The sequence below is a fragment of the Rossellomorea aquimaris genome (assembly GCF_000935355.1).
Lineage (GTDB): Bacteria > Bacillota > Bacilli > Bacillales > Bacillaceae_B > Rossellomorea > Rossellomorea aquimaris_B.
The window spans coordinates 187,272-210,442 of the sequence record NZ_JXZC01000006.1 but is presented as its reverse complement, the minus strand read 5'-3'; the positions used below and the strand labels follow the sequence as shown (position 1 = coordinate 210,442).

Annotated in this window: 22 protein-coding genes; 3 read left to right on the top strand and 19 right to left on the bottom strand. The window is 40.1% G+C overall.

The features are described from left to right. Window positions 1-65 precede the first annotated feature (65 nt). From TV75_RS15325 to TV75_RS15300, 7 genes are all read right to left on the bottom strand, one after another. Entirely contained in the window at window positions 66-848 is a 783-nt protein-coding gene (locus TV75_RS15325) for a DUF92 domain-containing protein (protein ID WP_044339657.1), read from the bottom strand. After that, on the bottom strand, window positions 838-1,404 hold the full coding sequence (locus TV75_RS15320) for a 5-formyltetrahydrofolate cyclo-ligase (RefSeq protein WP_044339656.1): 567 nt from the start codon (window positions 1,402-1,404) through the stop codon (window positions 838-840). The genes TV75_RS15325 and TV75_RS15320 overlap by 11 nt, the downstream gene beginning before the upstream one ends. Before the next feature lie 103 nt (window positions 1,405-1,507). Further along, the gene (rpmG, locus tag TV75_RS21595) at window positions 1,508-1,657 is read right to left on the bottom strand and encodes a 50S ribosomal protein L33 (protein ID WP_064091498.1); all 150 of its coding nucleotides are present in this window, start codon (window positions 1,655-1,657) and stop codon (window positions 1,508-1,510) included. A 57-nt stretch (window positions 1,658-1,714) separates the two neighbouring features. Continuing rightward, window positions 1,715-2,296 carry a hypothetical protein gene (locus tag TV75_RS15315; protein WP_044339655.1) on the bottom strand — a complete coding sequence of 194 codons (582 nt, stop codon included), beginning with the start codon at window positions 2,294-2,296 and terminating at the stop codon, window positions 1,715-1,717. 6 nt (window positions 2,297-2,302) lie between these two features. Continuing rightward, a complete protein-coding gene (locus TV75_RS15310; RefSeq protein ID WP_044339654.1) occupies window positions 2,303-3,310 on the bottom strand; it encodes a nucleotidyltransferase family protein in 1,008 nt (335 codons plus the stop codon). Beyond that, on the bottom strand, window positions 3,307-5,622 hold the full coding sequence (locus TV75_RS21220) for a glycosyltransferase (protein WP_052504578.1): 2,316 nt from the start codon (window positions 5,620-5,622) through the stop codon (window positions 3,307-3,309). The genes TV75_RS15310 and TV75_RS21220 overlap by 4 nt, the downstream gene beginning before the upstream one ends. Then, window positions 5,619-6,326, bottom strand: a complete 708-nt coding sequence (locus TV75_RS15300) for a DUF4912 domain-containing protein (protein WP_044339653.1) — start codon at window positions 6,324-6,326, stop codon at window positions 5,619-5,621. Before TV75_RS15300 ends, TV75_RS21220 begins: the two co-directional genes overlap by 4 nt. A gap of 352 nt (window positions 6,327-6,678) precedes the next feature. Here TV75_RS15300 and TV75_RS15295 point away from each other — a divergent pair, with 352 nt between their 5' ends. Further along, on the top strand, window positions 6,679-7,026 hold the full coding sequence (locus TV75_RS15295; RefSeq protein WP_044339652.1) for a hypothetical protein: 348 nt from the start codon (window positions 6,679-6,681) through the stop codon (window positions 7,024-7,026). Between the two features lie 109 nt (window positions 7,027-7,135). Here the strand turns inward: TV75_RS15295 and phoU are convergent, their stop codons facing one another. From phoU to TV75_RS15245, 10 genes are all read right to left on the bottom strand, one after another. Then, a complete protein-coding gene (phoU, locus tag TV75_RS15290) occupies window positions 7,136-7,795 on the bottom strand; it encodes a phosphate signaling complex protein PhoU (protein WP_044339651.1) in 660 nt (219 codons plus the stop codon). 87 nt (window positions 7,796-7,882) lie between these two features. After that, window positions 7,883-8,695: a phosphate ABC transporter ATP-binding protein PstB gene (gene pstB / locus TV75_RS15285; protein ID WP_044339650.1), complete on the bottom strand. Its 813-nt coding sequence runs from the start codon at window positions 8,693-8,695 to the stop codon at window positions 7,883-7,885. 47 nt (window positions 8,696-8,742) lie between these two features. Next, window positions 8,743-9,621: a phosphate ABC transporter permease PstA gene (pstA, locus tag TV75_RS15280; protein ID WP_044339649.1), complete on the bottom strand. Its 879-nt coding sequence runs from the start codon at window positions 9,619-9,621 to the stop codon at window positions 8,743-8,745. A gap of 2 nt (window positions 9,622-9,623) precedes the next feature. Continuing rightward, window positions 9,624-10,529, bottom strand: coding sequence for a phosphate ABC transporter permease subunit PstC (gene pstC, locus TV75_RS15275; protein WP_374057035.1), 906 nt, complete (start codon window positions 10,527-10,529; stop codon window positions 9,624-9,626). A 134-nt stretch (window positions 10,530-10,663) separates the two neighbouring features. Continuing rightward, window positions 10,664-11,599, bottom strand: coding sequence for a PstS family phosphate ABC transporter substrate-binding protein (locus tag TV75_RS15270; RefSeq protein ID WP_044339647.1), 936 nt, complete (start codon window positions 11,597-11,599; stop codon window positions 10,664-10,666). Window positions 11,600-11,943: 344 nt separating this feature from the next. Then, window positions 11,944-14,139, bottom strand: a complete 2,196-nt coding sequence (locus TV75_RS15265; protein ID WP_044339646.1) for a penicillin-binding transpeptidase domain-containing protein — start codon at window positions 14,137-14,139, stop codon at window positions 11,944-11,946. 111 nt (window positions 14,140-14,250) lie between these two features. Continuing rightward, the gene (locus TV75_RS15260; protein ID WP_044339645.1) at window positions 14,251-15,465 is read right to left on the bottom strand and encodes an MFS transporter; all 1,215 of its coding nucleotides are present in this window, start codon (window positions 15,463-15,465) and stop codon (window positions 14,251-14,253) included. A gap of 105 nt (window positions 15,466-15,570) precedes the next feature. After that, complete coding sequence (locus TV75_RS15255; RefSeq protein ID WP_044339644.1) at window positions 15,571-16,179, bottom strand: superoxide dismutase; 609 nt, start codon at window positions 16,177-16,179, stop codon at window positions 15,571-15,573. Between the two features lie 173 nt (window positions 16,180-16,352). After that, the gene (locus TV75_RS15250; protein WP_044339643.1) at window positions 16,353-16,832 is read right to left on the bottom strand and encodes a DUF456 domain-containing protein; all 480 of its coding nucleotides are present in this window, start codon (window positions 16,830-16,832) and stop codon (window positions 16,353-16,355) included. A gap of 72 nt (window positions 16,833-16,904) precedes the next feature. Continuing rightward, window positions 16,905-18,533 carry a Na/Pi cotransporter family protein gene (locus tag TV75_RS15245; protein WP_044339642.1) on the bottom strand — a complete coding sequence of 543 codons (1,629 nt, stop codon included), beginning with the start codon at window positions 18,531-18,533 and terminating at the stop codon, window positions 16,905-16,907. Between the two features lie 244 nt (window positions 18,534-18,777). Between TV75_RS15245 and TV75_RS15240 the strand changes: the two genes are divergently transcribed. After that, window positions 18,778-19,551 carry a DUF1189 domain-containing protein gene (locus tag TV75_RS15240; RefSeq protein WP_044339641.1) on the top strand — a complete coding sequence of 258 codons (774 nt, stop codon included), beginning with the start codon at window positions 18,778-18,780 and terminating at the stop codon, window positions 19,549-19,551. 74 nt (window positions 19,552-19,625) lie between these two features. Here TV75_RS15240 and TV75_RS15235 read toward each other — a convergent pair whose 3' ends face one another. Continuing rightward, complete coding sequence (locus tag TV75_RS15235) at window positions 19,626-21,371, bottom strand: methyl-accepting chemotaxis protein (RefSeq protein ID WP_172655781.1); 1,746 nt, start codon at window positions 21,369-21,371, stop codon at window positions 19,626-19,628. A gap of 74 nt (window positions 21,372-21,445) precedes the next feature. Beyond that, window positions 21,446-22,633 carry an MFS transporter gene (locus TV75_RS15230; protein ID WP_044339640.1) on the bottom strand — a complete coding sequence of 396 codons (1,188 nt, stop codon included), beginning with the start codon at window positions 22,631-22,633 and terminating at the stop codon, window positions 21,446-21,448. Between the two features lie 56 nt (window positions 22,634-22,689). Here TV75_RS15230 and TV75_RS15225 point away from each other — a divergent pair, with 56 nt between their 5' ends. Next, on the top strand, window positions 22,690-23,055 hold the full coding sequence (locus tag TV75_RS15225; protein WP_044339639.1) for a hypothetical protein: 366 nt from the start codon (window positions 22,690-22,692) through the stop codon (window positions 23,053-23,055). The last annotated feature ends 116 nt before the right edge of the window (window positions 23,056-23,171 follow it).

Here is a 23,171-nt window from a genome sequence, read left to right as displayed (position 1 = left end):
TTTGGTCATTATCGGGAAGCTTATCCCACTAAATTATAAGGAAGCGATATTTTCTTTCATTACCGTCAAGATAAAATAAGCATAAGTATTCCTGCAAATAGACTCGACATAGCATTCACAAACTCGTTATTTACGAAAGGAATCCCTTTCGTCCTTTCGGTGTGATGTCCACAATGAAAAGGTGATTCTGTTCGAAGATTGCAAACCGGACACTTATACTCCAGTTGAATGAAAGCTCCCAACACTGTATCCAGGATGTTCCCTAAAAAACCAGAAAGTATCAGTAGAAAAAAGAGAGTTGAATCCATATCATTCAACATAATCAATGAAGCAAGTGAAATAAGGGCCGCTCCCAACACCGCCGCAACTGTACCGATGATGGAGATAGCACCGGACGTGCCTTTCGGAACTCTCCTGAACGATCTTACTGAAAAGGGCATTTTTTGACTAAGAGGACCGATTTCAGAGGCCCAAGTATCAGCGTTTGCCCCAGAGATCGACGCAATGAAGGCAAGTGTCCAGACCTCGTTTCCCGTAAAACTAAATATAATGGCAAAGATGGCCGCAGGACCTCCGTTAGCCAATACCTGCTGCCAGTCCCTGATGGACGTTTTGGCTAAACGAGCTTCTATTCCCAGCTTATCCTTCTTAAAAAGCCGGGACCAAATACTTGATGACAGAAAGAACACGCCTAATATAAACAGTCCCTCAAAGCCATATGAATAGCCAATAGCAAGCCCTATCATTATGGCCATTACAGCGCCTGAGGAACTTAAATTACTGGTTTTCCACCCTGCTAAGGCGATAGAGCAAATAAAAAGGAGAACAAAGAGATACTCAGCGGCCACAATCGATTCGTCCTTTTTCCGTCATAATCGTTCCAACGGGTATGTCGAAGGATTCGATCGGCAATGTCCCGACCAATTGCTCTTCAAAGGCAAGGGATAGCGTAATACCTGAATAGGCTGAGAGTAACCTGTCATAGTATCCCCCGCCAAACCCCAGACGATAGCCCGTTTCTGTATAAGCAAGACCTGGAACGATCATCAATTCAATAACGTCATTATTTACAACGGTTGACTTATTGGGATCTGGTTCATACAAATCAAAGTAGGATTGTTCAAGCTGATGAAAATCATGAAGCTCATAGAAGACCAGTTCACGGTTTTTCGGAATACATTTAGGAACAACTACTGTTTTCCCTTCTTCCCAGCCCCGTTTGATGATATTCCACGTATCGACTTCCGGAGGCTTTGAAATGGTCACCGCGACGGTTTTGCTCTTCTTCCACTCAGGAGATTCAAAGAGTAATTGTTCTATTTTAAAACACTTTTGTTGAAACGCTATACGATCGATTAACTTCAATGATTTAAGCTGAAGATTACGTAGTTCTTTTTTAGACATAATATCCCTCCATACCTCCTATTATTTTAATGGATTCTCTATGTATTTGCGATGCTGTAACAGTTATGTGCATAAAAAAAAGCAGCGGATAAAATCCGGCTGCTTATTTCGTTTCGCGGTGAAGAGTCACACGCTTTAATTTCGGGCAATATTTTTTTAGCTCAAGACGGTCTGGGTTGTTACGCTTGTTCTTAGTAGTAATATAGTTACGCTCACCAGTTTCTGTGCAAGCCAAAGTAATGTTTACACGCATTATTATTTCCCTCCAAACATATACATCATCTACTATTCATACGACTTTTCTATAATATCACTTTTCTTTTGGAAATGCTAGTCCGTTTTTTATTCTATCGCTTAAATTTGAAACCTCTTTTTCCATTGCCCCTTCAATGGCATATACTTTGCCTTGTTTCACTTCAAAAGGCTTGAATGAAAAGTCTAACATATAGACCATCATATTGAGGCCATTGGTGATCGGATAGTAGTAAAGGCTTCCATTATTCAAGGATTTCTTCCATAGCTGCAAGCCTTTCAAATTAAGGGGATAGATGGATTTCTTAACAGACGAAGCACAGGAAACAATGTTGGTTATGGCAACAAGCTTACCACTGTAATTCCAGAACGTATCCTTCGATAGTGACTGAACCCCGACTCCATCTTCCTTACAAGCCAGCCATTCAATCAAAAAGAAAACCTTAAGTTGCCTGCATTCCTTTGAGGTATTTTCCATTTCAAATGCAAAGGATTCTCCCCATCCTTCTATTTCTTCGTTAATGTTTACACTTATACCGGTAAGGGAGGTTAGTTTGTCTGAATAAAGGGGTACATATTCATTATTCCTGCACCAGGCCATTCCTTGGATATGGAACTTATCATTCGGATTCTCCTTCATTAGCCTCTACACCTTTTGCCAGATTTTTATTTTCATTCCATAATATCTAGCAAGCTCCCTTGCCAGATTTCGTCTGTCAGCCTTGGAATAAATGATGAATCCTCTTTTCGGATCACTAATGATTTTCGTTCGTCCCCCATCTCTATGATCAAAAACGACTTCTTTCTGACTGGAGGAAGAAGGAACGGTTTCCAGTAATTTAGCCAGGACAAATGGTTTCTTTCCATTTGGACATGCTACTTGAAGCCTGGTAATAAACGGCTCCATAAAGTCTTTAGAGTGGTGGAAGCCATTTTTTAAGGAGGGTGGAGAGTACTGCCCTCTCATGAGATCATCACGGGCGCTTTTATATTCTTCAGGGTTACCGATATCTCTCCAATAAGCACTCGTTTTAAAGACATAGACTTCTTCATTATTTATGAGAAGCTGAGGAATGAAATCCTGACTGAAATCCCTAGCTCCTAAGTGAGCATAACGATCAAGCAGCCGTGGATCTAACATATATACCCCTGTGTTCACTTCATTCCCTACCCACTCTTCCGGCTTTTCAATAAAATCAACCAACTTTCGATTTTCATCTGTATGGCAAATCCCATATTCTTTTGGATTCACCACTTCTTTTGAGACAACGGTCATGACCGCTTTTTTCTCATAATGGAAGTCAATGACTTTATCAATCGGAATATTAGTGAATGCATCTCCACTTAATACTAAAAACGGTTCACGGAGCCTGTGTCTGGCAAGAAAGATACCTCCTGCTGTTCCAAGTGGTTTTTTTTCATCCAGATAGGTAATGTTCACATCGAACCGTTTTCCATCGCCAAAATACTCTTTAATCGTTTCACTTTTATAACAGGTTGTAATTAGAATATCTTTAATCCCATAGGACCTGAGGAGGGTAATGCTGTATTCAAGAATTGGCTTATTCAGAATCGGAACCATCGGCTTCGCAATCGACATTGTGTAGGGTCTTAAACGCTTGCCTTCTCCACCTGCCAATATCACGGCCTTCATCTTTTTATGCCCTCTACTTTTGATTGAAGAAGTACATCATCATACACGTGGATGGTTTGATCCGCGATTCGATCCCAGCTAAACATGGATTGGGCCATTTTGAAACCGAGATTCCCCAACTGCTCCGACTTTGAAGGATCTTCGATCAATGAGACCAATTGTGTATAAAGACTTGGTTCATTATTGGGCTCAAATAATAATCCGGTTTGCTCATGTTTCACGATTGCTTTCAGTCCTCCCGTATTTGATGCCACCACTCCTTTACGGAATGCCATTGCCTCCAGTGCAACAATGCCGAATGGCTCGTAAAGGCTTGGAAAGATCACGGCTAAACAATTCTTCAGATAGTCATTCCGTTCCCTATCGGAAATGTATCCGATGAAAGACACACAGTCACTCAGCTCTTCTTGGGCTACTACTTGACGATAGTGCTCTAACATTGGGCCTTTCCCGGCTATGATAAAAGAGGTAGTAAACCCTTCTCTCTTTAACTGTGAGGCTACGCGGATAATCGTGTCGAATCCTTTCTCATGAACCATCCGTCCGATTGAAAAGAAATACGGAGTGGATCGCTGTTCAAAGCTATAAGGAGAAGATTGATCGAGCTTCTCCAATTCCACACCATTTGGTATCACAGCGATTGGTGCCTCGATAGTAAATAAGCTCTTGATTTCTTCTTTCATATGCTCGCTGCAGACGATAAGATGGTCAGATGCACCAATGAGAAGTTGCTCTTCCCGGTGAATCTTGTGTTGCAAATCCGTATAGATCCCTTGATTGCGTCCATGTTCCGTAGCATGAATGGTTGTGATGAGAGGAACCCTATAGTACTCTTTCAGTTTCATCGCTGAAGTGGACACAATCCAATCATGGGCATGAATATGAGTGATTTTTTCATCTTCCATCAGATCATGAGCGTAATGAATGAACGACTGATTTAAATCAAATACCCATTTAAAGAAGTCTTCTTCATATGGATGTAATGGGTGCACACGGTGAATCGTAACCCCTTCCATTTTCTCAAGGGACAGGGCATCATTTGCTTTGGCAGTAAGTACATGCACCTGTTTCCCTTTTTTCACAAGATTATTAGCAAGATCATACACATGCCTCGAGAGTCCCCCTACAATATTAGGTGGATACTCCCACGAGAGAAGGAGGACCGAATCCCGTTTCTCCGTTTTTTGTTCTACATTCCCTGCGAAAAGTTTTTCAAGGATTTCATCAGACGGAAATGGAACGACCCTTTTACGATGAAGGAATAAATGTTCATCGTTCTGCCCTTCCATTACCAAATCAAGTAAGCGGTCAAAGTGGACAGACGTCAAGTCATTTTGAATACTCGAACCTTCGAGGCTTGCAACCCATTCCCTGAGCAGTTGATGTGTCAACTCTGTCCGTTCTCCCGAGGAATATAGTTCGTCAAGTTTCTCTTCCATCCGATGAACCATTCGAATATTCTTCATGGCCCGGTCAGATAGGATCGGGGTTTGCTTCTCCATTCCAAGATATCCAAAACCTACTCTGGAAAGAGATGTGGAAGATTCCATCTTTTCCTCTAATGAATGCGTGAACTCTCTTGTTTTAAATTGATCGTAGCTACCACTATCATTTATGAAAACAATCGAGAGAGAATGACCTTTCTCATCCATTGCTCCAATCCTACCCTCTGAAACCGGTATTAACTTTAAGCCCCTCGGTGTTCTGATTACACCGCTGTCATGTTCTTTTTCGCTATGTTCATATGAGTAGGAGGAGATAAATGTGAATTCGATTCCTTGCTTAGTAAGGTACAAGTCAATACCCGGCACATACGCTGCCTGTGGTAACCAAAAAACCTTTGGAATCATTTGAAAATACTGCTTAAACAACAATGTACTCATCCGCACCTGAGATTCAATCGCTCTCGGAGTCCTGTAGTGAGTCAGTGGAAATGAGCTTACCGCAGTTGGGATCACCGTGGCTTTGCCTTCAACCACAAGGGTCTTGTAGGCTTGTACTAAATTCATGTCATGGGTTGACCATTGTGAATAAATCAGCTGCCATTTACCCTTTTCATGCGGCTCTGCTTGCAGAAGGTTGGCTTGAATGATTGAATGAGCTTTCTCTTTAAACTCTTCACTCATAAAAAGTGAGAAGATGGTGGGATTCACCACAACAGGTACAGGGGATGCTTCGTTTCGCTGAAGGAGATTTAACAGTGCACTATTTTCAATAAGGATGGAAGTGAGTAAATCTTCCCGTTCGTTACATTGTGAAAAAGCCAGTTCGTTAAATTGTGGATATATCATCACTGCCGACGTTCCTTTCATGCCTTTTCCTCCTGATTCATTACATAATACGAATAGGTGCTCACATGCTCCACCCATTTCGGTTCCTTAATTAATCCTTGCTCATATTCAAATAACTCTTTCATACTATGATACTCCTGATGATGGGACGTTCTTGGGGTGTGGAGTACATTGGAACGGGTGAATGCAACAAAGTCATCTGACGGTAAGCGCAAACCAATTTCCATACAGTAGCTTCTGTTTTCCTTTAGACCATTTACAAACCAATCACTCTCCGTGTGGGGAACATATGAATCTGAGTATGTGTGATGATTATGTCCGTTAAAGGAAATCGATGTAATATCATATAATCGAAGGACAAAAGGTTGAGGATCATGATTCATTTTAAAATGACTTTTCACATGGCGGATCCATTCTTCTGTAATATTCCAGTAGCAATAGATTCTGGATGAAGTTGAGTACATGATCGATAACTCAGTGGCACGTGGATTTTTCACACGGCGCTTGGGCATCTTCCTTCCGAAAGAAGCTCTTCCCACGCGTTTCTTGGGGATTGTCTGCTCCATCACTTCTACCTGGGCAACCTCACTTCCAGATGCACCATCCAGAGCCTTCTGATACTTCACCCATTGATATTGAACTTTTCCGACGGTGGTATTCAGCTCCTTGGCAATCTTCCTGAATGACACTCCTTGTTCTTTTAACCGAATGATTTCTGTGATCAAAACAATTCCTCCTAAAGAGTAACCAAATATTATATAATTTCAATCTAAAAATTATGACAATTATCTATGAATTCATCGTAACACCCTATTCAAAAACCTACAATAAACGCATTTTGTCGTATCTTGTTAAACGTGGTGATAATGGGGTTTGTCATGCATTTTTTTTGCAAATTATTATGCTGGAATGATAATAAAGCGATTACATTTTTAGAACGACAAGATTCTTTCATAATTGTCCAATGAAATTCGACAAAATATTGGTTCATTCTGCAAATTTATCCCCCCATCTTATAGAGATAAGCCCTCATCTATGCTATAACTAAAGTAAAATAATACGGCATGAGGTGATTTAGTGGAATTACTATTCATTGCATTAGTTAGTTTCTCTATCCTATTACTGGTTATTTCGTTTTTTATACGGGATCGGTATCGTGATATTGAAAAAGACATAGATGATTTGTCAATGAATGTTCTTCAGGAGCATTATCAGTTAAAAAAGAGAATACGGGTATTAGAAGAAGAGCTGATGGTGGATGGCGATGCACCTTTAAAAAGAACAGCTCCTGCCAGGAAACCCATTCACGAGGTTGTAAAAAACCAAGTCATTGCATTACATCAACAGGGGATACCTCTCGAACAAATCGCAAAGCAATCCGCACTTTCTAATACAGAAGTCCAGCGACTTATTTCGAAGCTATAAAAAGAGGGTCTATGAATAAACATGTTAACAAATTCATTGACCTGAATCATGCTCGAATAAAATACATAAAAAAGCTGTCCTTGTAAGGGACAGCTTTTTGCTAGATTGTCTATTCATTCAAGTCGTAACGACGACCTTTCACAAGATAGAACACACCTTCTGCAATGTTTGTTGAATGATCCGCAGCTCTTTCAAGGTATCGGCAAATGAAAGAGAGCTGAGTAATCTGAGCCGTGAATTCAGGTTTTTCTTTATTGAGTGTCAGAAGCTCTACAATCGTTTCACCATATAAGTCATCAACTTTATCATCCATATCAGCGATTCTCTTCGCTTTCGCCACATCTTCCTCGACAAACGACTCCAATGTGAGCTGAATCATTTCTGAAGTTAATGCGTGCATTTCCTTAATATGATGAATCGGTTTGATCAGAGGTTCATTTCCAATACGTATCGTCGACTTCGCTACATTCACAGCGAAATCTGCGATTCTTTCCAAGTCTGAAGCGATTTTGATTGCTACAATGATTCTTCTTAAATCTGTTGCGACTGGCTGTTGTTTAGCGATTGTCAATATGGCTAAGTCATTGATTTCCTCTTCCAGATCATCGGCTTTTTGGTCGCCTTCGATAATGGCAAGCGCCGTATCAACATCCTTCTCTTCTAACGCCACAATACTTCTTTCAAGTGCAACCTTTGCAATATTACCCAAATCCATTAATTTGGTTTGCAGTTCTTTTAGATTCGCATCAAATTGTCCTCTTACTGCCATGATTAAGCCCCTTCCTATTTCAACACTTTAACTTCTCAATAGTAGGAATTAAACACCTGTTGGTATTAATCCTTCTTTGGATGTGAATTAACCGAAACGACCGGAGATATAGTCTTCTGTACGCTTATCAGATGGAGTAGAGAAGATTTTATCCGTTTTGTCAAATTCAACCACTTCCCCGTTCAGGAAGAAGGCTGTGCGGTCAGAAATACGTGCAGCCTGTTGCATATTATGAGTAACAATAATAATACTGTATTCTGATTTTAACTCTTGAACCAGTTCTTCAATCTTTAATGTGGAAATCGGATCAAGGGCAGAAGTAGGTTCATCCATCAGAATGACATCCGGCTCAATAGCAAGACATCTTGCTATACAAATACGCTGCTGCTGTCCACCCGATAGTCCATATGCATTTTGATTCAGACGATCTTTCACTTCATCCCAAATTGCCGCTCCCCTTAAGCTTTTTTCAACAATTTCATCCAGGACTTTTTTATTTTTAATTCCGTGGATACGCGGGCCGTACGCAATGTTGTCATAAATCGACTTAGGGAAGGGATTAGGTTTTTGGAATACCATCCCCACCTTCGTTCTTAATTCCTCAACACGATAATTACGATCAAAAATATTACGCTCACGATAAAGAATATCACCTGATGTTTTTACGCTTGGGATCAGTTCGATCATACGATTTAATGTTTTAATATAAGTGGATTTACCGCAGCCAGATGGACCGATGATTGCCGTCACTTCATTTTCCATAATATCTAAATCAATATTTTTTAACGCATGATTTGTTCCGTACCATAAGTTTAACTGCTTTGTTTGATAGACTGGCTCTTTCCCCACTGAACGATTGATCGTACCTTTATGATTGTTGTTCACCATTGTTGTTTCCATTTTTGAAAGCCTCCTTCATCCATTAAAAAACCAATTAATAAGCGATATTAATATCTTTTTTGGAACTTATTACGAATCAGCACTGCGATCGAGTTCATGAGTAACAGTAAGCCTAACAGGATGATAATACCCGCAGCTGCTACATCATGGAAATCTGCTTGTGGACGTTTTGTCCAATCATAGATTTGCATTGGAAGTGCCGTAAATGTATCCAAGATGGAACCTGGTGTAAATAATAAGATCGTTGGTACACCGATGACAACGAGTGGGGCAGTTTCTCCGATTGCACGGGAAAACGCTAATATGCTCCCTGTCAATATTCCCGGTATTGCGGCTGGTAAGACGACTCTAGTAATCGTCTGCCATTTTGTAGCTCCCATACCATACGATGCGTCCCTTAACTCTCTTGGTACTGAACGAATCGCTTCTTGAGCGGCTACAATGATCACAGGCAGTATTAACAAACTCATCGTTAACCCTGCTGCCAAAACACTTTGACCAAGAGCAAAGGCACGGGCAAAAATCGTTAAACCTAAGAGACCAAACACAACGGAAGGAACCCCTGCAAGGTTTGAAATATTTACTTTGATAAACTTATTGATTTTGTTTTGTTTAGCATATTCTTCTAAATAAATGGCCGTTCCCACTGCTATGATGAACGAAACAATAACAACCACGAACATCAGCCAAATCGTTCCTATAAAGGCAGCATAGATTCCTGCTTTTTCAGGGAACCTTGATCCCACACTTTGTAAAAACTGCAGATCCAAGTATCCAATTCCTTGAGTGAATACCCGATATAATAATACACTTAACACGACCAAGCCAAATAATGTTGCCAGGAAGAAAAGCCCTTTAAAGACGCTATTCACCATAAGCCTTGAAGACATCTTTTTTAAGACATTTTCATGATTGATATACTTCATGATTAATACTCCTCTCTGAATCGCTTAGAGATGTATTGAGCAAGCAGGTTCATACCAAGAGTGAATAAGAATAAAGTGAAACCTACTGCATAAATACTATAGTAAATCGTCGTTCCATACCCTGCATCCCCAGTACTTACCTGAACGATATACGCGGTCATCGTCTGGATGGAATCAGTAACATTCCAAGAGAGGTTGGGAGATGCTCCTGCAGCAACCGTTACAATCATGGTCTCTCCAATTGCACGGGAAATGGCAAGAACGATCGATGCAACAATCCCTGATACGGCAGCGGGTAGAACAACCTTAAGTGCAACTTCTAATTTAGTTGCCCCTAATGCCTGTGCACCTTCACGAATGGAATTCGGAACAGACGACATCGCGTCTTCAGATAGAGAAGCAATCATGGGAATAATCATGATCCCAACTACAATTCCAGGACTTAATGCGTTAAATATACTTAATGAAGGTATAAAAGACTTCAATACAGGAGTAACGAATGTTAGAGCAAAGAATCCAAATACGATTGTGGGAATCCCTGCTAACACTTCTAATATCGGTTTGATGAATCTTCTTGAACGATCCGTTGCATACTCACTCAAATAAATGGCGGAAGCAAGTCCTATAGGTACTGCCACTACTACTGCAATTCCGGTGATCTTCAGTGTACCGGAGATTAAAGGAAGGATCCCATAGCTAGGATTTTGAATAGAAAAAGGAAACCATTCCGTCCCTGTTATGAAATCAAATACAGATACTCTCGAAAAGAACGTAAATGTTTCAAATATAAGCGTAAATACGATACCAATCGTGGTTAATACTGAAACCCCGGCTATTGCAAATAAAATCCACGGTATTGACTTCTCGAATGACCGATTGAAGCCTTTCCCTCTTTTTTGTGCGATCATGTCTGCAACAGAATATGATGATTCTTTTGAATTTGAAGCCATAAAATGCAAACCCCTTTCATCCACATGACAAGATGAGAAGCAAGTATTAGTCGCTTCTCATCTGTATTTTTGACTTTACCAACGATACTTGATTATTTCAGACCCTCTAATGCATCTTTAGCTTCCTTGATTTTCTCTTCCGGAAGACTTACATAGCCAACTGCTTCTGCCATTTCAGCAGAGTTGTCAAGGGTGAATTTCATGAAATCATATACAGCTTCATTATCTTTTACAGAAGCGTTTTTAGCATATACGAATAATGGGCGTGATAGTGGCGTGTATTCCCCGCTCTCGATTGTTTCGTTATTTGGCTCGACACCGCCGATTTTCACTGCTTTAAGTTGATCCTTATTTGCAAGGTAGTAAGCATAACCGAAGAATCCGATTGCGTTTTTATCACCTGTTACACCTTGTACAAGAACGTTATCATCTTCAGATAGCTGAATGTTTTGTTTAACCATATCTTTTTCTTCTAAAACTACTTCATTGAAATAATCATATGTTCCTGAGTCAGTACCAGGAGAGTAGAACTTCACTTCTTCATCCGGCCATTCCGGATTGATATCAGACCATTTCTTAGTCTTTCCATCTTCAAGCCATAGCTTTTGAAGATCCTCTACTGTCATATCTTCTGCCCAGTCGTTTTCTTTGTTCACAACGATTGTAAGACCATCTTTAGCAACTTCAAATTCCGTGAAATCTATACCAGCTTCTTCCAGCTTTTGCTTTTCTTCGTCTTTGATTGGACGGGAAGCGTTTGAAAGATCAGTTTCACCTGCGATGAACTTTTCAAATCCACCACCAGAACCGGATACACCGATAGATACTTTTACATCAGGTTGTGTAGCTGCATACTCTTCGTTAACAGCCTCCATGATTGGAGCTACAGTTGATGAACCATCCATTTTAACACTGCCGGATAGCTGTTCTCCTGAACCATTCTCTGCTCCACCTTGAGCACCACATGCCCCTAATACAAGAGCTGATCCGATCATTGCTGACATTGCCAGATACTTAAAGCTTTTCATTCCTAAATTCCCCCTAAGAAACTTGGTTGTTTTGTCCTACGAGTAATAGATTAATAGATGAGTGTTAATGAGGTTTTAACCGTTTGTAAAGGTTTTGTAAATTCGACATTTTTCTTCATCTTCAGACACTCCCCCAAACCTTAAAACCTTGTCAAACCCTTATTAAACATAGTATTAGACAAAGGTTTGCGAATTATGTGTCCTTCAAAAAAAAACAAATATTTTTCGATTTGACCGTGATTTTCATTTTGATTATTAAAATGATCACTTGTTTTTGTGTAAAAAGACATAAGAAAAAAGCTGATTTCCAGAAAGTTATTTCGTGGAAACCAGCTTAAGTCTGTTTAGTTATTCTGTTCTCTTTCCTCTTGCATCTGTTCTTCTGCTTCTTCGGCATTTTCTACTTTCTTATTAACAGAAGTCGGGTCCTTCACTTCTCCTGCACGTTTCTTCTTAAGTTCAAAGTACTTATCCATCACTCGTTTAGAGATGTATTTATTAACGTAAGGATCTGCCACTCCGCTTGCTTGGATATGTGAAGAGGGAACCATTGTAGCATAAGCCACTTCCGGGTTATCAAATGGGGCGTACCCGATGAGAGTGGTGTTGTAGTTCAGCTCCCCATCTACATATGTCTCCGCAGTACCTGATTTACCCGCTGCATTATATGGTGCATTTTTAAATTGATCATACGCCGTTCCATCAGGATAGTGGTACACCCGGTAGAAACCTTGTTGAACATGTTCGATTTGGGCTTGAGTCGCATCAATTCGATTCAGCACATTCGTTTCTTTCTCAAACAGGATTGGTCCCAGGCTGTCCAGATCGTTTGTCGGCTCTCTTATTTCTTTCATGATATGTGGCTCCACACGATAACCATCATTTGCAATGGTTGAAATGTACTGGGCTAATTGCATCGTTGTATACGTATCGAACTGCCCGATCGCTAAATCCAGTAAGAAACCTGGAGTGGTGTCTGTACCTGTAAGTCCGGAAGACTCACCAGGTAAGTCGATTCCAGTCGGCACACCCAGTCCGAATTGAGCATAATGATTTCGCAAAACGTCAAATGCCTGTGGATTATTAATCATGGTTTCGTTCGGAATGTATTCTCTTCCGGCAATTCTAAATGCAATTTTCCACATATATGAGTTTGAAGATTTCTCAAGTGCGAACAAGTCGGACATCGGAATTCTTCCCGATCGGTTAAACCATGAAGTTTTTGGCCGGTCATTACCAATTTTAATCGGTTCATCTACAAGCACTTCACCAGGAGTCAAGTTACCCGTCATGTAGCCGGTTAAAACAGTGGCCCCCTTTACAACAGATCCCACTTCATAAGAAGATGTAAAGGTTCCTAACGCAGCATCCCTCATCTCGTACTTGCCCGTTTCAGAATTCTTCACATACTGTTTTCCGGCCATGGCTAATATTTCCCCGGTATTAGGGTCAATCATGACAACGTATGCTCGATCCAGGTTAGGAGACTCACCGCGATTGACCATCTGTTTTCGTAATTCTTCTTCAATGATCTTTTCTACTTCTCGCTGTAACTCCATATCAATGGTGAGAACAATGTCTTTCCCCCGTTGACCTTCTTGAACGAGTACAGACTCTAATACACTTCCGCCTTTGGTGACGTTTTTAATTTGTTCCTTTTGACCTTGCAGAACATCTTCATATTCTAATTCTACATAGCTTTTTCCTACACGATCATTCCGGTTATAGTCTTTCGCTAAATAAGAATCTACTAGATTCTCAGGTAAACCTTCCCGTGAAGAAGACACGTTTCCCAGAATGGTTCTTAACGTATCATCAAATACGTAGGATCGCTTCCAGTCTGTCGTCGTATTCACGCCTGGAAGTTCACTGAGATGTTCACTGACGACAGCGAATTCTTCCGGAGTGACTCCTTCGTTCTTCACAATTTGTGGATTTAAAGCATAACCACTTGAGAACTCGCGATAAATCGCAATGATTTCCAGGTCTTTTTCTGTCAATGACGCCAGCTCTTTTTCGGTGATACGGTCCAATCTCATTTGATATACTTTCGCATTCACATCATCTTCAGAGAGTTCTTCATCGCCCTGAAGCTTTTTTATTTCTTTGTCTGAAACCTTTGCGTCTGCTTCTTCTTTATTATTCAATATCCAATAATCTTTCTTGTCTCTTTCCGTTACTTCTTTCGTATCTTTTTCAATATACTCAGAAAGCTTGGATGCAACTTCCATCATTTCATCGACCTTGGTATTGTTTGCCCGTGTATAAGTAATTGCATTTAAAGGAACATTATCGACTATCACATTCCCATATCGATCATACATTTTCCCCCGTGGTACACCTGTATTGACAACAACATCCTCTGTTCTTTCTACTTCCTTCTTGTAGCTTTCTCCGTTCACGATTTGAACGAGTCCCAGTCTGAGAACAAGAAGAGAAAATAATAAGAACACGGCAAAAAACAGCAGATTCATCCGTACGGGAACATGCGTCTTTCTTTTTCTCTTATTTCTTTTCAATCGTTCCAACCCTTCCTCTATGTAAAAATTTCTTTATTTCGTTACCATCCCATCTTATTTTATAGAAAATCTCAAGGATAATCTAGCCATAAGCAAAGAGAGGAAATCTTTCCCTCTCTTTGCTTTAATATCCTATATGGGCAGTTCGACCTTTCGCACAAAGAAATAAATGAGGGTATGACCCGCTCCAAGCATTAGTAGGAGGATGGGGATACTCTCCTCCTGGTTGAAAAATGTGACGGCTATGATGAAAGACAACACGGACACAATTCTTCCTAAATTCAAGAAAATCTCCCTCACGACAATATACTCAATTCTCATTTCAGCGGCGTTCCATCCCGTTCCGATTACGTCATACGTCATTGAAATATAAGGAACCAGGAGGATAGGATAAGCAATGGCAATCACGCCTGCGTACAACAATAATTTCGTGTAGGATACATCGAATACGATTAAGAAGATCGCTAAGTAGAGGAGGATACCCCCCAGCAGAATCGCTCGTTTCCGAAATTTTTTCTTAATCACTCTTGAGGCAATATAATACCCAACGAATGCGATTCCGGAGTTGATGAGACCAAACGTACCAATGGCAAACTCACTTCCAGTGCTGATGAACACAAACACTGAAATAATGAAGATAAACGTTCCTTCCCTCAGTCCCTGGAAGAAGTGGGCATTCGTAATGAAGCGCCAATTCGCATTGTTCTTCCTTTCTTCCAGGATTCTTAGGAATAGATACCGTCCGGATGCCGGTCGTCTTTTTAGAGAGAAGCTCAAAAGGACGGCTATAGCAAATAGCAAGAGAGATAAACCGAATACTATGGTATAGCCCTTATACGAAGCAAATCTGGAGATGATAAAACCTGCGAGGATCGGGCCGACCATTCCTCCAGCTGACGTTAACGTACCGAGGAATCCATTGAAAAAATCTCTCGTTTCAGGTTCGGTAATTTCAAAGGTCAGTACATTAAACGCTAACCAATAAAAGCCATAGCCAATTCCGAGCAAAGCTCCTAACACAACCAGGTAATTTTCTGCCGACTCCCCGAAAGCCAATACAGATATGTAAAATAGAGCCAAAAAAATAACCCCGAAGCGTAATACAATCACCCGGTCTACTTTCTTTGCCCACCTTCCAGCTAATATAAAAGTTAATGGCTGAAAGATGACAACAGTTAAATTATAGATGCCTAAATCAATGAATTCACCAGATTGCTTCCACAAGTAGATGTTTACAAATGTGTTTGAGAGCGCAATACTCAATGAATATAATCCGCCAATCAATAGCAGCAGAGTCAGATCTTTCGTTAAATCAATATCGCCTAATAACTTTTTATAGCTACTCATTTGAAAAACTCCCCTTTAACGTACCCCTATCTTGTGAAAAAGGGAGGGAAGTTATACAAAAAAAAGAGAGGTTCTTGAAAGAACCTCTCTCCTCGTAGGATTAAATTATTTAGCAGCTGAATAACGCTTCGCTACTTCATCCCAGTTTACAACATTCCAGAATGCACCGATGTAATCAGGGCGACGGTTTTGATAATTCAGGTAGTAAGCATGCTCCCAAACATCAAGACCTAAAACTGGAGTTTTACCTTCCATCAGAGGACTATCCTGGTTTGGTGTGCTTGTTACTTCTAATTCTCCGTTGTTTACCACAAGCCAAGCCCAACCTGAGCCAAAACGAGTAGCAGCAGCGTTAGCGAACTCTTCTTTAAAGGAATCGAAGCTTCCGAACTTGGAAGAAATGGCATCCGCCAACTCTCCAGAGGGAGCGCCTCCACCATTCGGAGATAATACTGTCCAGAATAGAGAGTGATTAGCGTGGCCGCCACCATTGTTGCGTACTGCAGTACGAGCACCTTCAGGAACAGCGTCTAAGTTAGAAACAAGATCTTCAATGGATTTGCTTAGTAAATCATCGTGACCTTGAAGTGCATCATTTACTTTCGTAACATATGCGTTATGGTGTTTTGTGTGGTGAATGTTCATTGTGTCCTTGTCAATATGAGGCTCTAAAGCATCATATGCATAAGGTAATTGCGGTAATTCGTAAGCCATTATAAATTCCTCCCTATGTATAGTTTCCTGAACAATAAATTCAGGCCGTTTCAGTATAAGATTACCAAAACTACTATATCTGTTCAAATATTTTGCCTTCATTTCTTCACTTTTTCTTACAAGTATAAAATCCCCTATATATTTTTCTCTAGTCATAAGAAAATACTTTTTGGTCAAATGATAACGAAGAAATAGATAGCCATGACAATCTGGATGATACCTTTTGTCACGACACTGGAGATGAATCCAACAACGGATCCTACGCCTACCTTGACGGCAGTCTTAAGACCAGACCTGTGCACTACCCATTCACCTATGATTGCGCCTAAAAACGGGCCGATAAGGATCCCGATCACGGGGATGACAAAAGGGCCAATCAATAAGCCGATTGTACTCCCCCAGATTCCGGCTTTCGTTCCTCCAAATTTTTTGACACCTATGAGATTCGCCATGTAATCTGCACCGAAAAGAAGAATCACGAATAGAAGCTGTACTGTCCAGAATAACCAGCTGAACGGTTCGAAGCTGAAAAACACTCCGTACAAAATGAAGCTTCCAATCAGAAAGACGACACTGGGCAATATTGGATAAATCAATCCAACAAAAGATAAAATCATCAGTACGATAATAATACTCCAATAAATCATTTCCATCTTTTAACACCTCTCATAAAGTATAAAAAAAACTGACCCATTTGACAAATATCAAATGGGTCAGCACTTTTATTATTCTACACCCAATACTGCTTCTGCAATATTGACTGCATGATCACCGATACGTTCTAAGTTGCTGACGATGTCGACAAACACGATACCTGCTTGTCCAGAACATTTCCCTTCGTTCATGCGCAGAATATGTTGTTTGCGAAGCTTTCTTTCCATTTTATCGATCTGATCTTCTTTTTCAGCTACTTCCCTTGCAATGTCAGTATCGTTTAAGTCTAAAGATTTTAACGCTTTTTCCACTGTTTCAATTGTTAGACTAAACATTATTTCAAGGTCGTTCATAGCATCATCTGTAATTTTAACCTTGTTGGTTTGTTGGTACTCAATCAGTTCAACGATATTCTCAAAGTGATCACCTACACGTTCGATGTCCCGCACGGTATCCATCAGTATAGAGTGTCTTTCTGATTCGTTTTCAGATAAAGAAGCTGAAGATAAATCAACCAGGTAATTCGTGATCTTCTTATCAAGATTATTAATGGCACCTTCAATTTGATAAGCTGCTTCAGCATTCTTAGAGCTCTTTGACTTTAAGAATTCATTCGTTTCTTCTAATCCCTTGACAGCGAATTTACCCATGCGCAGTACTTCTTCCTTCGCTTGACCTAAAGCGATGGAAGGTGATTGTTCAATAAACATCGGGTCTAAATGTTTAGAGTTATAATCAACAAGTGAATCCTGCCCTGGGATCAATTTCGTTACGATTACTGCTAATAGGGCGATGAACGGGAACTGAATAATCGTATTCGTTATATTAAATGAGCCGTGAGCAAAAGCGATTGTCATCGGTTCATTCAGATTAAATGAAGATTGTAAAAACAGAACAAACTTAGTGAAAAATGGCAATATGATTAAAAATATTGTTGAGCCAATCAGATTAAAGAGTACATGGACTGCTGCAGCGCGTCTTGCCGCGACTGAAGCACCCAAAGCTGCAAGAACTGCCGTAATGGTCGTTCCGATATTATCCCCGAATAAAATAGGAAGTGCTGCCTGGATGTCCACTAAATCTGAACTGTATAGCTCTTGTAAAATACCAATTGTTGCAGATGAACTTTGTACAATTACAGTAAATAGAGTTCCAATTACCACTCCAAGAATCGGATTTGTACTCATACTTACAGTTAAGTCGTGAAAAGCTTCAAGTGAACGAAGTGGCTTCATTCCTCCACCCATTAATTCCAATCCATAGAACAATGCACCGAAACCAAAAATCATCTGTCCTAAATTGTGTACTTTTTTATTCTTAAAGAAGAATAGCATGATTGTACCCACTGCAATGATTGGTAATGCATATTCTCCAATATCGATCCCGATGATAAACGCTGTTACGGTTGTACCGATATTTGCACCCATGATGACACCGATCGCTTGTCTGAGCGTCATGAAGCCTGCGCTTACTAATCCTACTACGATAACCGTTGTTCCACTACTGGACTGTATTAAGACGGTAACAAAAATACCTGCCAATACGCCCATGAATGGGTTGGTCGTGAACTTATCAAGAATTTCTTTCAGGCGTTCACCGGCAGACTTTTGAAGTCCGTCCCCCATATACTTTATCCCGAAGAGGAAAATCCCTAATCCTCCAAAGAACTGAAACAACATCTCTTGCCAATTTAATTCCATTTTTTCAACCCCTACATAAATTTTCGACATTAAACAACAAAAACCCCATATCATTTTTAATATATTATGGAGAAAAGGTAAATACTTTTCACTCCAAATTTACAATAGGTTAATAAAACTCATCTTTTATTACATTTGTATTACAAAATATAATTAGTACAAATTGTTCACATGTTCGATACTTGCTGAAGAGGAAAGACAAGAATAGAATAGATATGGACTGCATGAAAGGAGAAAAAAAGTAATGAACGTATTTCAACAATTGTATAAAAGTATCTATTCCCCAAAAGACATTGCAACATTCCGTTTTCAGGGAATTGGCAAGACGATCCGTTACGTTTTTTTATTGGCACTAATATCTATTTTACCAGTGGCTGTACAGTTTATATCGTTTGCAACCAGTGCCATCGACAATGTAAGAGAATCAATTGAAGCTGAATTTCCACCCTTTACAATCGAAAATGGTTCGTTATCTTCCAATCAATCAGAACCGATCACATTAGAAAAGGAAGGCACCACTATCATCTTTGACAGTACAGGCGATTTGAAGGAAGGAAAACTTGACACAAACGATGATACGATAGCCTTTTTGGAAAAGAGTTTCGTAGTCATCAATCAAGGGAATGTCCAATCTTCTTCCTATAGTTTATTTGGCGATACAGCCCTTACAAAAGATGGCTTAATTGATTTATTGGATTCGCTAATAGATATGAAATGGATTCTCCTTCCCGTAGCTTTATTCTTTCTTTTCTTATTCACTTCCGGAATGACGTTCTTGAAGATCACGCTCTTCGCCATAATCGGTATTACGTTTGCGAATGTTCTTAAACGAAATGTTAACTACCGGCAAAGCTTTCGGATCACCGCCTATTCCGCGACGGTTTCCACGTTATTTTTTACCCTAATGGAAATGCTGCAAACCTATATTCCTGCAGCCCCGATATTGGATTGGTTTGTGATTACCGTCATTCTTTACTTAGTCGTGAAAGAGATTCCTCAAAAGAGGATCCGGGCATAATAAGAATCCCTGTCTCACCCGGAGACAGGGATTTCCCTTTCACGTCATCTTCATAGGAACCATTCGCTATATCTCTATAACTTGAATTGCCTGCTTAATTCCTTTAGTTGGTTAGAAGCTTTCAAAAGCTCTTCTCCTACTTCATGGGTATTCCTAACCTTTTCGTGCTGCTCCTCGAAGGCCGCAAGCATCTGCTCCGTTCCTGCTAACGTTTCTTGTGAAACGGAAGAAAACGCCTCTGTAGAAGCCTCCAACTTTGGGAGAGATGTTTCTAAATACCCCAAATCCGCCTTCATATTATGCAAATCCGCCGTAACTCCATCTATTTCATTTTTCAACTGATCAAACGATTCTCGTGTCTCAGTAGCTTCTGATACATAGTACTGAAATTCTTTGAAAAATTGATCGAATTGCCTGGATGCATTTAAGGTTATTGACTCCATAGTATGAATAGTTTCAGTAATATTCTTGGTAGCTACTGATGATTGATCTGCAAGCTTCTTTACTTCATTAGCGACAACCGCAAATCCACGACCGGATTCACCCGCCCTTGCGGCTTCAATCGTGGCATTGAGAGCCAGGAGTTTCGTTTGTTCAGCAACTTGATTAATCAATGAAATCACTTTAACGATGGAGGAAGATTGATCATGGACTTCTTGAATGATCTTATTCATTTGCTTAAAGTCTCCTGATACCCTGTTCAACCCCCCAACCATTTTATCAACCTTGTATTCTCCGTCACCCGCAGAATCATTCATATCCTTTGTTTTCTCAAAGACAGAATTCATTTTCTTAAATATGGATTTTACGGTTATCTTCATTTCTTGGAAGTGGTTGACATTTACTTCGGAAGTACCTGCCGTTTCTTCTGCCCCCCCTTTCACCATTCTTACCGTTTCTACCATATACTCATTTTCTTTCAATAATTCAGCTGAAGAGGTTTGAAGCCGTATCCCTGTAGATGCTAAGCTATCTGTTGTTTGATGAATATTATGTATCAAGTCTTTCATTTTCAGTGTCATCGAATCAAAACTCTTTTGAAGGGAAACGATTTCCGGCATCGTCGTTTCTACAGGGATGTTGGCAGCCAGATCACCATCTCTTATTTTCTTCATCGATTCGCGCAATTGAGCGATCGGCGAGGTCAACCGGTTCACCAAAAATAAGACAATGATTAAGGCCGTCCCAACGCTAAGACCAATAAGAACCAGTGTATAGGCAGCCATTGACCGAATGTCTTGCATATACTCTTCCTGAGGGACAACGATCACGTATTCACCTTGCAGCTCTTGAATCGAATGAAAAGCCATCGTATAGGTTTCCCCCTCTATGTTTGTTTCGATGGTCCCTTTTTCAAGTTCTTCGATTTCATCTATAAGATGTTTCCCAAATTGCAATTCAGAACCTTTACTAACTGAAAACGGTACAGCTTCAGAATCTTTAATAAAATAGAATTGTGCTTCAATATTATCTTGGATCAATGCTGTATCCTGTTTCTTGATCACATCATTTAGTTTTTTCTCAAACTGGTCCTGTTTACCGACATAAATGAGCATCAAGCTTTGTGCGATATCATTTATCGAGGTCACTTCTCGGTCCAAACGCTGTTCCATAAGATGAATCGTAGCCTGTTTCGACTTTAAATAAGATATCCCTCCAATTGTTGAGCCAGTAGTGACAACCAGAAGTAAAATGACTACCAATAATCGATGCTTTAATGTCAAACTCTTGGAAAATGGAACAGTCATTTTCCTTTTTAGAACCCTTTTAATCCGCTGAGGCCATTCTCTTAAGAAGTTCAATATTTGCAACAAATTCATACACCCTTCCCTAATCTTTCCACATTTCATTTTCTCAAAGAAAGATGAAGGAAATGTAAAGCTTGCGTAAAGGTTTATTGAATTTCAGGACGAAAGACCCCCTTCTTACGGTTGGACAGAAGCATAAATAACATCAAGTTAAGAAGGGAAAATGCAAAGGTGATCAAATACATTTGTAACACATCGTGTTTCCAAAGGCTGTAAGCAATGGGTCCCAGTGCAACCCCACCGAACCTCACTGCTCCATAAATACTGACAACCAATCCCCGTTCTTGCTCCAATACACTTCCCGTAATAAAGGTATTAATGACCGGCAGCATCAAGCCCAATCCACCAAAGCTTACTGTGATAAAAAACATCAAAAACCCCAATGAGGAAAAAAAGATCAGAAAGCCTAATGGTACCAACATCATATACAACCCACATTTCATATACGTCCATCCCTGTTCCTCATCCGTCTTTAAACTCCCCCCGCACCAGTAAGAGCTAATGGTCATCGCACCAAGTGGAAAGATAAATGTAAACCCCTTGAAAAAGCCATCAATATGAAAAGTATTTTCAATATGGTAGGAAAGAAAGAAGAGAATGCCGAATAATAAAAATAAGCCTATCCCTCCAATCGCATATAGTGGAAATAATAAGCGTCCCTTTGAAATAAAAATGGAGTACAGGTTCTTATTATCAGCCTTGTGATAACCCTCTTTCGTTTCAATCGTTTTTCTAAGTCCGATTAAAATCAGCACGCACAATACAGGAAACACCCAAAATGCATGATTCCAATGGACAAGGATAGCCAGTGTAGCACCAATAAGAGGTGCGGCCACCTTGCCTATGCCATTAAACACTTCCAATGACCCTAACATTCTTGAGCGTTCCTGCCCTTGATAAATGTCACCGATCAAGGCCATGGCAAGAGGCGTCGTCCCGGCTGCCCCCACACCTTGCAATCCTCGGCCAATCATAAAAAGACTGACGGTTTCACTTACTTCACCGCTCACAACACAAAGCACACTTCCCAGAATCATAACCCATAGTGAAACTGTGATTAACCGTTTTCGCCCATAGCGATCAGATAACAGCCCGACGAAAGGAATCACCACTGCGGCAGGTATGGTGAATGAACTTAAGATAAAACCTGACCAGCCGCTGTTCAAATGTAAATCCGCTTCAATACTTGGCAGAATGGGAATAAGCATTGAATTTCCAAGTACCATTAATATGGGAAGTAACCCGATTACAAGTTGGAGAAGCCTATTTGTCATGATGCGTAACCCCTTCAATATTTGATTCACTCTAACAATACGGGAGGAAGGTCTGTATGAAACGAATGGCTATATTCTTTGGTATTATCATTCTTCTTTATAGCGTTTATTATGATTTAAATAAGGGAACCTTAAGGCTCCTATACAAAGAGGCCACAGTCGCAACAGCTCAGCCACAGGTAAATCAAGCGGCTCCTCCGGTTTCACAGGAGTCTCCATCTGAAGACGATCCTTCTTCCATTTCTTATGTTGAAATGGAAGTCAAACCCGGTGATACAGTCTTAAGTCTTGTAGAAGATCTTCTTGATGGTTCTATGCCTGTTTCCATCGAACGTGTGATTACCGATTTCGAAGAATTAAATGATGTGCCCCCTGCAAAGATTCAAATCGGAAAAACCTATAAAATCCCGAATTATCAATAATTCAAGCATTCAAAAAACACCTATTTCTTGTCATTTCACATAAAACACTGTTACAATAGCTTCGTATTACTTATAATGAAACTTTGAGAACCTTTCTAAAGGAGCGAATAACACTT

Excerpts from the sequence above, each read along its gene's own strand:
- TV75_RS15320 (WP_044339656.1), bottom strand. The coding sequence starts at position 1,404 with ATGTCTAAAAAAGAACTACGTAATCTTCAGCTTAAATCATTGAAGTTA.
- rpmG (WP_064091498.1), bottom strand. The coding sequence starts at position 1,657 with ATGCGTGTAAACATTACTTTGGCTTGCACAGAAACTGGTGAGCGTAAC.
- TV75_RS15315 (WP_044339655.1), bottom strand. The coding sequence starts at position 2,296 with ATGAAGGAGAATCCGAATGATAAGTTCCATATCCAAGGAATGGCCTGG.
- TV75_RS15310 (WP_044339654.1), bottom strand. The coding sequence starts at position 3,310 with ATGAAGGCCGTGATATTGGCAGGTGGAGAAGGCAAGCGTTTAAGACCC.
- TV75_RS21220 (WP_052504578.1), bottom strand. The coding sequence starts at position 5,622 with ATGAAAGGAACGTCGGCAGTGATGATATATCCACAATTTAACGAACTG.
- phoU (WP_044339651.1), bottom strand. The coding sequence starts at position 7,795 with ATGGCAGTAAGAGGACAATTTGATGCGAATCTAAAAGAACTGCAAACC.
- pstB (WP_044339650.1), bottom strand. The coding sequence starts at position 8,695 with ATGGAAACAACAATGGTGAACAACAATCATAAAGGTACGATCAATCGT.
- pstA (WP_044339649.1), bottom strand. The coding sequence starts at position 9,621 with ATGAAGTATATCAATCATGAAAATGTCTTAAAAAAGATGTCTTCAAGG.
- pstC (WP_374057035.1), bottom strand. The coding sequence starts at position 10,529 with ATGATCGCACAAAAAAGAGGGAAAGGCTTCAATCGGTCATTCGAGAAG.
- TV75_RS15270 (WP_044339647.1), bottom strand. The coding sequence starts at position 11,599 with ATGAAAAGCTTTAAGTATCTGGCAATGTCAGCAATGATCGGATCAGCT.
- TV75_RS15260 (WP_044339645.1), bottom strand. The coding sequence starts at position 15,465 with ATGAGTAGCTATAAAAAGTTATTAGGCGATATTGATTTAACGAAAGAT.
- TV75_RS15255 (WP_044339644.1), bottom strand. The coding sequence starts at position 16,179 with ATGGCTTACGAATTACCGCAATTACCTTATGCATATGATGCTTTAGAG.
- TV75_RS15250 (WP_044339643.1), bottom strand. The coding sequence starts at position 16,832 with ATGGAAATGATTTATTGGAGTATTATTATCGTACTGATGATTTTATCT.
- TV75_RS15245 (WP_044339642.1), bottom strand. The coding sequence starts at position 18,533 with ATGGAATTAAATTGGCAAGAGATGTTGTTTCAGTTCTTTGGAGGATTA.
- TV75_RS15240 (WP_044339641.1), top strand. The coding sequence starts at position 18,778 with ATGAACGTATTTCAACAATTGTATAAAAGTATCTATTCCCCAAAAGAC.
- TV75_RS15235 (WP_172655781.1), bottom strand. The coding sequence starts at position 21,371 with ATGAATTTGTTGCAAATATTGAACTTCTTAAGAGAATGGCCTCAGCGG.
- TV75_RS15230 (WP_044339640.1), bottom strand. The coding sequence starts at position 22,633 with ATGACAAATAGGCTTCTCCAACTTGTAATCGGGTTACTTCCCATATTA.
- TV75_RS15225 (WP_044339639.1), top strand. The coding sequence starts at position 22,690 with ATGAAACGAATGGCTATATTCTTTGGTATTATCATTCTTCTTTATAGC.